Consider the following 11527-nt stretch of genomic DNA (forward strand, 5'->3'; position numbering starts at 1 on the left):
CCTGTCTCCTCAATCATAATATTTGAACTCGAACATGTGGGTTTTGATTGATTCTCTTACCTTCAGGCACCCTATGGTCTCGATCAAAATGATCAGTCCTATGAAGATTACGTAGAGGTAGAAGAAACCTGAAGCAATCTCCCATGTCTCGGAGAGAATCCTGTATGCTAGAAATCCTTCCACACATATGAGCAAAACAAGCATGCCTACTACGAGAGACGTATCTCCGGTAAGTTTGCTGTGATATTTGCTTTCAAGTGCCTGATCATTCGTCTCCAATGCCCGTCACCTCCTTCTTAATTCTTCTATTTTCCGAGCCTTTTGGTGAGGGCCAGCCCATTTCAGCCCAGTTATTTTCGATGTTTGATTTCTTGTGTTTGTGGCTGAAATAGAAGTACGCAATACCGTAGAATACAAAAGCGAAGATCAGGTTATACTTGTAGCCCCAGAACAGCGTTGAAAGAATCGTAATTGCGATTGCAATTGCAAAATAGGCAATATACGGCTGAAGAGGTCCCACAAAAGGCCTGACTTTACTCGTAGTCTCCGGGAAGAGTTTTCTGAAGCGTATCAGGGAGAAAGGAATCAAAACGTAGCAAAGCAGCCCCGAAACAATTGAGAAAGTAATTACCTGGTCAAGATAACCGCTGAATGCAAAGCCGATTGCAACAGGCATCGTGAAGATTACTGCTCTGTATGGAGTGTTATACTTCGGGTGCACTGCTGAGAACCAGGAAGACACGTAATTGTCTCTTGAGAGAGCAAACCAGGAGCGTGAGGAGTCACAAACGCAGCCGTTTGCACTGGCAACACATGTCAGAAATGTTCCAAGCCCCAGCAGGGCAACAAAGATAAAGATCCCACTGTTCTGTGCAGCCTCAAAAAGTGGATAAACTGAAACTCCAAGTAGATCGGCAGGGATCAGCACTGCACATAAGTAGAGGGTCATTGCTGCTCCTATGAGCAGAGTAATCATCCCGGCCTGCTGTCCAAGAGGCACTGCCCTTGATGGGTGTTTGCACTCTTCTGCGCACATTGCGGCTCCTTCTATCCCTAAGTAGAACCATGGCCCGAATTGTAAAGCTGCAAAGAGGCCTATCATGCCGTTTGGTAGAGCACCCTGCAAAAGGTACTCAGGGTGAATATCCCCTATCCCAAAAGCAGTTGAAAAGAAGAAGGCCAATATTGCAATGAAAGCGATCATGGTCAGGACAAAGTTCAGAGTTAATGCCGCAACAACGCCACGGTAATTAATGAAGGTTAGAAGTGCAATAACAAGCAGAGTTACTGGATAAACCTGCAGCTCCGGGAAGATACTCTGTGAAATGGATGCAACAACAATAGCATCTGCCGCTTCAAGGGCTATATACTCCATATACACCGCAAGTCCCACACTGGCAGCCGCCCCGGGCCCGATAAATAATCTTGCCCAGTCATAGGGTCCTCCTGCAAGTTTGGTTGCTGACCCAAGTTCACTGGCACAGAGGGAAATTATGACATACATTGTTCCTGCAACCAGCATGGCAAGCAAAGACCCGAGAACGCCTCCTTTTGCAACGGTAAAGTTCCAGCCCATGTATTCTCCGACCAGCACGATACCAACTCCTAGAGCCCATACATGGAAAGGCCTCAGAGTTTTCACTAAGCTGGCAGACTCATGTTCAGACATGTCTATCAGCCTCTTCTTTTTGAAACCTTACTGGCATCCAGTAAGACCCAGCCCATCAATCCGAAAGCCAGGAGATATATAAGTCCGTTTATTAAAGTCCAGATATCCATTTTAATATCCCCTTTTTAATACTAAGTTATTATATTTTTTTAGTTATTTTTCAAAAAATCCTTAGCATTTGCAACATGTCTATATAATTGTTTCGCCTGAATGTTGTTAAAAAAATTAGCCAGCGAGCTAACCCGCTGGCTTTTCGTTTCCTTCAGTATATATTTCAGGCTCTGGACTTTCAACTTAGAATACAAGTCCCAGGTCTTCGAGCTTCTTCCTTGCTCCGGCGTATACCTGCATGTACTCGTCCGTTGGTGTTACGGTCTTTATATCGTAGCATTCCTGGAAGGTCTTTCCTGCTGGTGCGCTTGCATAGTTCTTCTCATAGAGTGCTACAAGCTTGTCGAGTATCACATTTACTTCTGATATTTCCACACCTGCGGTTGCCCTTGCTACTTCTCCCATCATCCTGGCTTCCATACCTGTGGTCTTGTCGGTAACGACACCCTTTGCTGCGGCTACTCCTGAGAGGATTTCTCTGCCTGATGCTGTGTCTGTTATTGACTGGGCTGAAGCTTCGAGCAGACACATCTCAGTACATGGGCCTGCACATGGGTAGTACTGGTTACCTGACAGTATGTCCGTAAATTCGGAAATTGTTGCACATGCCCATCCTGCAATCATAAGGGTTTCCCTGGTGTTGGTTGAACCCCAGCGGATGTGGACTGGGCCGTCAAGATGCCAGCTTGCACTGCTCATGAGTACAGCGTTGATGTGGGTTGCAACATCTACAATTGTGGTTTCTTCAATTCCGCCTGCATACCCTCCAAAGATGGGCATCTGTTCATCCATAATGATGTCGCTGTTCCCTTTGTAGTGAGCAATAACTGAAATTGCATCAAGGTCTATCTTGAGTTCGTTGAGTTGCGAGACCTCGTGGCTGTCCGTACAGGTCATTCCGCCGGCACAGTCAGCGGAAATGTTTCCCTGAGCGGACAGGGAGGTCTCTGGGCCCTAGACAGCCATGCCAGGCCTACCGGCCATGGCGCACGCGTTCTTAATGAGCCTTGTTTCTGTCTTTGCAGCAAGAACCTCATAAGGGCTCTTTGGAATAGGCGCTTTTCCGCGTACCGAGGTCATGACACCGTTAACGATGGTGTCTACTTCCTTTTCCAGGGCATAGCTCATGTGAACAGGCATAAATACGTCTTCTGAAATTGGAGAACCAGTAGGCCCGCCCTGAACTATTGGCTTTGCCTTGTCACCAACACTTCTCTTCCTGACGTTTACTGCATCTCTGCCAGTTCCGAGCACGAATTCTTTCTGCACGTTGTTAATTGCATCCCAGATTTCGTCTTCAGTGTATTTTACAATCCTGTGTGTATCGGTACAGTAAATTCCGCACTCAAGGAGCATCTCAAAGCCGGCATTGAAGAGTTTTTCCATCATGTCCTTGTCTGTTGGGATAAACTCTCCTTTGAAGTCAAGCCCGTACTTCTGCTTGAGCTCCATTGCTTTCATAGGGATCTTCATAAGGTCCCAGTCGTCCTGGGTACACTTTTCTCCTACTTTAGCTCTGTCGTAGAAATCATAGCAGTCAAATGATTTTTTAAATGTCATTGTCTTTTGCCTCCAGGATTATTTCATAACCTCAAGTGCTACTTTTGCGGCTTCTGCAGCGTTTTCTGCAGTTGCATCTGCTCCGATTTCGGTAATCCATTTATCAGATACAGGAGCTCCTCCGAACATGCACTTTACACTGTCTCTGAGGTTTTCTTCTCTGAGCCTGTCCATAAGGTCTTTCTGGCCGAGCATGGAGGTGGTCATAAGGGCAGATCCTACTAACAGGACTTTTTCTCCCTTGTGTTTTGCAGCCTCGTCTACAACGTTTTCATTAAGCACATCAACTCCAAGGTCAACGATCTGGAAYCCATTTGCTCCGAGCATRGTGGTAACAAGCCTGTGACCAATGTCGTGAATATCYCCTTCTGCAACAAAGGTGATGGCAAGTCCWGCTTCTTCTCCCTCTTTCTTGTTCTTTTCAAGTTCAGGGGTAAGAACTTCCATTGCATTGCTCATCGCTTTTCCAGACATCATGATCTGAGGCAGGAAAATCTCGGCGGCTTCAAACTTATCACCGACAATTTTCATTCCAATGGAAAGGCCCTTTGTAATAATGTCAAGTGCCGGAATTCCTGAAGCCAGAGCCTCCTTGCATAGCTGTGCGGTGCCTGCAACGTTTTGATTTACGATTGCGTCGCGTAACTTATCAAAAATCTCTTGATTTGCCATTTTTATAAACCTCCACTGAGATTCGTAGTTCTTTGCAGCATCGTTGGGCAGTAAAATGTCTCCAGAGTCATTTTCTCGCAAAGGCTTTATGCTTGAACACAGACCCAGGCTCCGCTAGCTAAAAAAGAGCATTCGCATGGGGTTCTTATTTTAGGTTCAGATCCCTCTGCTGCCTTATATTTTTCAGCCATTAGGCGCGAGGATGTTACTTTACGAATTTCTAATTATTTATCTTCAAAATTATTCACTGTCATTTGCCATTTTGCCCGAATAGGTTCGGGCCCGTTGTGAATAATTTCTTCTCTTATGACATTGTTACCGGGGAATTTACTTGCCGGAAACTGCAAATTTGTTTCCCAGTCGAATTAGCTTTATATCCCGAATTTTCCAACAGTATGCCTGTTGGAACTGCCTGGAATTGTCCTGAACATTCAAGGCTCAATCCCTAAATAAAGATTAAAATTATACTATATAAACGAATACTATATTCCCATTATTTTTTTCTCTTAAATTTTAAAATATGAGCATTAAAGAAAAAATATAAATACTGGAATTTCAAGCCATTGCAATCTCTTTTATATATGCAATCTCCAGCTTCAAAGTCCTGTGCTTCAAATCTGTTTTTATACCTGATCTTCAATAATATTAACCCCAAAAGCAAAAAGTATAAATACTATAATTTGAGGTCGCGGTATTCTTTTTCGAGATCTTCAATCTTCTGCCGCAAGATCCTATGCGGTAAATTTTTTAAAAAGAGGTCTTTAACTAATAATTTCACACTTGCGGCTGAATAATGATTTCTCCTGAAAAATGCTAGCTTGAAGTATTCTAGCTTGAAGTATTCTAGCTTGAAGAATGCTGGATTGAAGAATGCTAGATTGAAAAATGCTAGATTGAAAAGTGCTGGATTGAAGAATGATAAATTGAAATATGCTAGCTTGAAAAATGCTAGATTAAAAAATGCTAGATTAAAAAATGCTAGATTAAAAAATGCTAGATTAAAAAATGCTAAATTATAAAATGCTAGATTGAAGAATACTAGATTATATGAAAGAAAACAAGCCTGATAAAGTAATTTTTTGGAAAATTATTAAAAATAAGGCCGGCTTAAGGCCGGCTTATCCGTTTTTAAATTCCATTAATATGGCACACTATCAGTGTCCGATATATTCAGTATTTGAATCTATTCAGCAATGTTTTTAGTATGTGTGGCTTTTTGCGCACTCGATCATCTTTTGAAGATTGACTGTTGGTGTCATACTGACAGTCCCGCAGCCAACGGTGAGTAACCCAACGCCTGCGTCAAGAACCTTCTTTGAGGCTTCTTCAATCTCTTCAGGAGTTCCGTTCCAGAGCACGGCCACAGGGTCAAGGTTTCCTACAATGATTGCGTTTTTCACATTGCCCGTTGCAGTCTTAATATCTACCTTCTGGTCTACGCTGATCCCGTTTACGCCGGTCTTGTCCATAATTCCAAGGCCGTTGGTTGTGTTTCCGCAAATGTGAAGCACTGTAGCCACATCGAGTTCCTTCATTGCGTCAGCTATCTTCTTCTGATAGGGCAGGGCATATTTCTCGTAGAATTCTCCACCAATAAGCTCATAGCTTGCTGTTGGGTCAATGATGGCTATGGTGTCTGCACCATTTTCAACCATTGCTTTTGCATATGCTACATTGAAGTCCGCGCAGAAGTCCAGAAGCGCGGGGACAATCTCTTCTCCTGTGAAAAGGTTTCCGAACCAGGCATCTCCGTTAATATGCTGGGCAAGAGAGAAAGGACCAATCATGGACCCTATAATCGGGAGCTCTTTCCCGTATTTTTCGGAGAGAATCTTGACGGCTTCAAGGACTACTGCAATTCTGCCTTCTTTCAGGTTGTAATTCTTTAATTTCTCCAGATCTTCCAGGTTCTTAACACTGGGTTTGATCACGGACGGCTGCTGCTTCAGGTCGCCAGCCTTTATTCCGCAGCCAAAAAATTCGGCTTCAGCCGTAATATCAAAGGGAACTCTCACAGCTTCAAAACCTACTACAGTGTGTGCCGCTTCCGCGAGAGTCGCCATTTTCTCCGCATCGGCATGGGCTTCTGGCCAGTAGGCTCCGCAAGCTTCCATCTGTTCGACAGTTGCAGTCTGAGTGAAACAGACAGCTGGCATCCTGTCCACCTGCTGTTTCCTTAATGCACGGTACAATCTTTCTTTTGGGGTATATTCTGCCATTTTATAATCCCTCTCTTATTTTTATATGTGTAGGATTATGAAAAATACATACTATTTAATAAATATGTATTTATATCCTTTAATTAAAAATTATGTTATAAAAACTTATCAATTGAACAGCCGGAATAAGCTGAAAAATCCTTCAAAACAAGTAAATTTGTTTTATTTACATTCGGTGGACGAAATACTTAATATAGCTGGGAAATTTGAGGCTTTGACTAACATTTTAAATTAAAGAATGCCTAATATTATATCAAATGATATATAACGTTCAAAATCTTACGAGCTACCGTGAAAGAAAAAATACTAGCCTTTGATTTATTGAGAGCAATTGCCATATTAGCTATACTCTTAACACACAGTACTGCCTACCTGGGTTATAAATACCTAAGGTATACGATTTTAATATTTACTCCGTTTTTTGCCAAAATCGGATTGTCACTTTTTATATTCATAAGCGGATATCTTATACATTATAATAACAGCAAAATTTCATCCATCAAAGATGTATTGATTTTTTATAAAAAACGTATTTTACGGATTTTTCCACTTTACTGGGCTGCTCTTGCAGTTTTTACTTTTGTTTTTTATGATTATTTCGGCATTCTTTCCTCGCAATTCACGATGTCAAATGCGAGTACGTTGTTTAGCTTCCATAATCTCCTAATACACCTACTAGGTATGCAAATGCTACTTGCTCCTACATATTCAACACCATTATTCACTCTTCATTTTGTAGGTACAATCATAATTTTATATTTAATTTATCCATTTCTTATGCTCTATTCAAAAAATACAAGTCGTTTTCTATTGATTTCTTTCTTAGTTTTCATGGTCCTTGCATTAATATCTGATAGCTTCAAAATAATTCATGAGAATTTTTTTAGTTTTTATCCAATATTCATAGCTGGAATCGTTTTGTCAAGAGTCAATGTTTCAGATAGATGGATGTACAATCCATATTTTGCGATTATTCCCACCTTGTTTTTCTTATCTATTCTTTTGCAAGATAGATTGTTTTTATTGTTAGACCCGAGGTTCTCTATAATTACAACCAGTTCTGAGGCAATCAGTAGTTCTTTAGCAATCACAGTGATCAAAGGATTTGCTGCATCAATAGGTTTGAGTTATGAGGTGGTGAGGTTTGCGTTCATATCAATATCATCCGATGTAAGTATGATATTGTTTTGTGTTGCACAATTGTGGATTGCAAATATTTGTATCAACGATAAATTCTCCCCTCTGATAAGCTCAATTATTTCATACGTTTCAACTGCTTCATACACTGTGTATCTTTTTCATAGACCTGTTTTAGCTCTATGGATTTCACTGGCTGATCGAATTCATATATTTCCATTTTTACAAGACTTTGTTACCATCATTTTAATAGTTCCAGCACTTTTTATAATCTCATACTATATTCAAAATAAAGAATCTCTTCTTAGGAAACGATTTTTTACTTGATTTGGCATGAAAACAGAATTCTTTTTGCTAATTCAGCTTTTCAATCAAGAAATACAAAAATCACTAAATTTTGGAATAGAATCCGTTTCGGCTTTGCATGTAGCCTGTTGTAAATTCTAACATTTTTCAGACAGGCTCTTAATAGCCAGTCGCTAATCCCTCTAGAAACAATTAGTAATAGTTTACATCCTCTCCATAATCATACAGGTAAAAGTAATTTCACAATTGTGTTGAATATCCCCAAATTTAATCAAGTATGAAAACCATGCTCAAAAGGGGCATTCAACTTTATAAATGTGTAATAAAATGATTTCCATACTCTTATAGTTGGAAAATTCGTCCTTGAATTTGCAGAGGATACATAGTTTATATAATTCCTAACTATATCTATATAATTAAAATTCTAAAATTATTATATCCTTTCCCTTATTGATGCCGAATTAGAAACTTCACTAACATTACAGTCCTCATATCCCACCCCCTGTATGAGGTAGTTCATACTGCCGGACGCCTCAACATATTATATGCTCCCGGAGGACCTGAAAAATGTATGGAATAGCACTTGATCTGGGTACTAGCGGTTTTAGAGCCCAGCTTATTGATCTTGAAACGAAGAAAACCTTAAAGACAGTTATAACCATGGGTCATCCCCTCCCCGGGGGAAATGTCATGGATCACCTGGACTTTGCAATCACAACAGGTGAAGATGTGGCTCATGAGGTAATTATCGAGACCATCAGGAGAATGTTCCTGCGGTTCGATGTTGATCTTTCCAGGGTGGAAAGGCTGGCAGTCTGTGGAAATCCTATCCAGCTTTCCCTTTTCCAGAATACTGAAATAAGGGACCTTGCCTATGCAGGAGAAAACAAACAGAAGATGCTTGGAGTCCGGAATGTAAAAAGAGATGCCCGTGTGTTTTCTGCGTCAGAAATTTTCGGGAAAAAAGACCTGCCTAACTGTGAAGTTATCGTTCCCCCTGCAATCAAGCACGAGATTGGAGCTGACGCCCTGGCTATGATGCTTGAAACTGATTTTCTTATCCAGCCCGAACCTTCGCTTGTCACGGATTACGGAACAAATGCCGAAATGGCTCTGAAAATCGGGGGTCGAATTATCACTGCAAGCGCAGCAGCAGGACCTGCGATTGAAGGGCAGGGTATAAGTTCAGGCATGCTCGCAAGTCCTGGCGCGATCTGTGATGTAAAACCTGAAGGACAGTACTGGAGAATTATGGTTCTTGACAGGGAAATGGAAAAACAGGACGCTTACCTTATCGATCCAATTACAGGGGAGATAAAGGAGTCCTATGGATTCGAAGCCGTCGGAATCACAGGCACAGGAGTTATCTCGGCTTTTGCTCTAGCACTGAGAATCGGGTTGATTGAAAAACTTCCTAAACTTCCGAATGGAAAGCTGATCCTGGGTCCCGGGATTGAGATCAATGAAAAGGATGTTGAAGAAGCCGGAAAAGCTATCGGGGCAATCCGGGCTGCCCATATGACCCTGATCGTTGAATCCGGAATCAAGTATGAAGACCTGGAGTACGCATATATGTCAGGAGCCTCCGGAGCCTATGTGGACGCTGAAGACGCCCGCAGACTCGGAGCCGCACCGGGTTATGCAAAAAAAATTGTTCAGTTCGGAAATACCTCGCTTGCGCTTGCTCGGGAACTTGTGCTGGAAAAATCAAGGCTGGATGACGTAATTGAGATTGCAAAGAAAATTACTGCCGATCACCTTATGATGGCGACCAGTGAGACTTTCAATAATTTCTACCTATGCGAGCTTTCCTACTGGACTCAGGGCATGCCACTTGAGACGTATGACCAGATGCTTGAACTCTACGGCCTGCCCCCACTCCCTCAAACTCTCGATCATATAAGCATCGAAAAGCGAGTCAGCAAAGACATCGAAGAGGTCGGGTCAGGTGGGCTTTCCATCCTCAAAGAAATTGGCATAATACTCGAAGTTCCGGTGGAAAAGTGCGTATACTGCAAAAAATGCGTAAAAGAATGCCCAGAAGCAGCCCTTGAAATAGTAGAAAGAGACGGCCAGAGAATCGCAAAATACGACAGCCAGAAGTGCCTTGGTACAAGCTGCCGCCGTTGTGTCGGCATCTGTCCCGAAGACGCTATTGATATAACGAAACTGAAAATCACAGCGAAGTAACGAAATAACATCACAGCGAAGTAACGAAATAACTTATGGTGGGCTAAATTCTCACCCACTTTCCTTTATTTTACCTTTTCTTCACCAGGCTTGAAAAGGGTTGTGATCGCGCCGATAGGGTTCGGGGATAATTTCCTCAAATTCAAACGTTGCTGGGGTTTTCGGTCAAGCCTTTTTTAAAAGGCTTACAAAAAATTTATAAATAAGAACCTATTTTTCTTAGATTTCCACCAATAATCATATATACTAAATAATATTATTTTATATTATTATTAAGACCACCATACAGGAAGCAAAACGCTTTGTTCAATCTATTTTGCCGAGGAGGAAACCTGATCATGTAGATCGAATGGACTCTAAATCCGTTCAGCCGGGTTAGATTCCCGGGGTTTCCGCCATATTTCTGAATCCCGGAATGGTAATACAATAACATTCTAGATACATTCAGAACATTCCGCCGAAATTTTTTATAAAAGCTGGAGATCTTTGACTCAGTTTCATAATTTAGTGATTTCTCATTTTTTCCGTCCTTAAAACTTCACTTTTCTCTGCTAACTGCTCAAATAAACTGTAATAATCCTTGAGAAATGATTTCTTTGGCAGGAATGCCAAAGAATTATTTTACTCCGTTAATTGTTTCACTGAATTTTTTGACTAAAATCGATACGCTCCGCTACTTAATCCTTAACTCAGCTCTCAAAAATATCTTTTACTAAAGCTTAAATGGAGTAAATAATCTGAACAATTCCAGAAATGACTTTTGTGGTTTCTTGAGCAAATTTAATCTTCTCATTTGAGCAAGTTTGATCTGATTCTCAATTCCTTTATCAGTCCTGAACTGCTTCTTGTTATCCGTTTTTAGACTTTTTGAATAATAACTTTCAATAGGATTATTTGTCGCCGGCGCTCCTGGAAGATAATGGAACAAAGTAAGATTTAGCCAGTGTTTATTGATCATCCACAATCGTTTTTGAACCAATTCATCATATGTTCTTATATTTTCCATTAATTTATTGAAGTTATATTTTGCTTTTTCAAGACTATTAAGTGGAAGATTTTCCTTTTTYCGTCTTCTTTCAAGCTTTAATTCATTTCTATACTTGTAAAATTTCTTTTTTGCGTTTTTACTCCATTCCTGATGTTTTTCTTCTTTATTAACTAGATTAGGTTCTTCAGATAGAAGTTCTTCCAGAAATTTAATTTCATTCTCTCGATTGTAAAATATATTCAATAACCTGTACTTCAATAATTCCTGTTCAATTGTTGTATTTTTTGGGAAATCACTAACAATAAGCTTGTTTAAGTGCATTAAACAATATTGATGGACTAACTTATCCCCAAAAATTTCCTTTAATATATCAGGGTATCTCTTATCAAAGTCCGTAACGATAAACACAGGCTCTGATGCATCCAGATTTTTCTGTAAAAATCCCTTGATGGTTTCTGAACTCTTATCTTCAAAAAGTTCATCTGCTATCGTTCTTTGAGTTTTTGCATCCAGTAAAGTTAAACGGTATTTCTGACATCTTCCTTCTTTTGGATGTTGTTCGTCATAGTGCACCATATGTATATTTTCTGAAAATGGAACAGTTTTCTGTTCCATTTCTTCGTAGAATGCTCTTAAAATAGTGCTTTTTGATCTYGGATAGATGAAGTCCATTAT

8 protein-coding genes and 1 pseudogene are annotated in these 11527 nt (G+C 40.6%); 3 read left to right on the forward strand and 6 right to left on the reverse strand.

Features of this window, described 5'->3' with window-relative positions; translation table 11 throughout:
• Positions 1–9: 9 nt before the first annotated feature.
• From FXW07_RS01175 to FXW07_RS01190, 4 genes and pseudogenes are all read right to left on the reverse strand, one after another.
• Positions 10–279, reverse strand: a complete 270-nt coding sequence (locus FXW07_RS01175) for a hypothetical protein (protein WP_048123186.1) — start codon at positions 277–279, stop codon at positions 10–12.
• Positions 266–1669 (reverse strand): amino acid permease, encoded by a 1404-nt coding sequence (locus tag FXW07_RS01180; RefSeq protein WP_229393377.1) that lies wholly within the window; start codon positions 1667–1669, stop codon positions 266–268. Before FXW07_RS01180 ends, FXW07_RS01175 begins: the two co-directional genes overlap by 14 nt.
• Positions 1670–1963: 294 nt before the next feature.
• A pseudogene (locus FXW07_RS01185) lies at positions 1964–3340 on the reverse strand (monomethylamine:corrinoid methyltransferase).
• 18 nt (positions 3341–3358) lie between these two features.
• Positions 3359–4012, reverse strand: a complete 654-nt coding sequence (locus FXW07_RS01190; protein WP_229393378.1) for a methyltransferase cognate corrinoid protein — start codon at positions 4010–4012, stop codon at positions 3359–3361.
• Positions 4013–4815: 803 nt separating this feature from the next.
• Here FXW07_RS01190 and FXW07_RS01195 point away from each other — a divergent pair.
• Positions 4816–5031: a pentapeptide repeat-containing protein gene (locus FXW07_RS01195; protein WP_255678540.1), complete on the forward strand. Its 216-nt coding sequence runs from the start codon at positions 4816–4818 to the stop codon at positions 5029–5031.
• 180 nt (positions 5032–5211) lie between these two features.
• Here FXW07_RS01195 and mtbA read toward each other — a convergent pair whose 3' ends face one another.
• On the reverse strand, positions 5212–6231 hold the full coding sequence (mtbA, locus tag FXW07_RS01200; RefSeq protein WP_229393380.1) for a methylcobamide:CoM methyltransferase MtbA: 1020 nt from the start codon (positions 6229–6231) through the stop codon (positions 5212–5214).
• A gap of 291 nt (positions 6232–6522) precedes the next feature.
• Here mtbA and FXW07_RS01205 point away from each other — a divergent pair, with 291 nt between their 5' ends.
• Entirely contained in the window at positions 6523–7695 is a 1173-nt protein-coding gene (locus tag FXW07_RS01205; RefSeq protein WP_229393381.1) for an acyltransferase, read from the forward strand.
• Between the two features lie 546 nt (positions 7696–8241).
• On the forward strand, positions 8242–9864 hold the full coding sequence (locus FXW07_RS01210) for a methylamine methyltransferase corrinoid protein reductive activase (protein WP_229393382.1): 1623 nt from the start codon (positions 8242–8244) through the stop codon (positions 9862–9864).
• Positions 9865–10576: 712 nt separating this feature from the next.
• Here FXW07_RS01210 and FXW07_RS01215 read toward each other — a convergent pair.
• Positions 10577–11527 (reverse strand): ISNCY family transposase (locus FXW07_RS01215; protein ID WP_229393383.1); only part of this gene is annotated, 951 nt, incomplete at its 5' end.

This window comes from Methanosarcina sp. DH1, from assembly GCF_020804205.1.
Taxonomy (GTDB): Archaea; Halobacteriota; Methanosarcinia; order Methanosarcinales; family Methanosarcinaceae; genus Methanosarcina; species Methanosarcina vacuolata.

What these genes read in the sequence shown, in the direction of transcription:
- FXW07_RS01210 (WP_229393382.1), top strand. Translation starts at nt 8,242, where the DNA reads ATGTATGGAATAGCACTTGATCTGGGTACTAGCGGTTTTAGAGCCCAG.
- mtbA (WP_229393380.1), bottom strand. Translation starts at nt 6,231, where the DNA reads ATGGCAGAATATACCCCAAAAGAAAGATTGTACCGTGCATTAAGGAAA.
- FXW07_RS01180 (WP_229393377.1), bottom strand. Translation starts at nt 1,669, where the DNA reads ATGTCTGAACATGAGTCTGCCAGCTTAGTGAAAACTCTGAGGCCTTTC.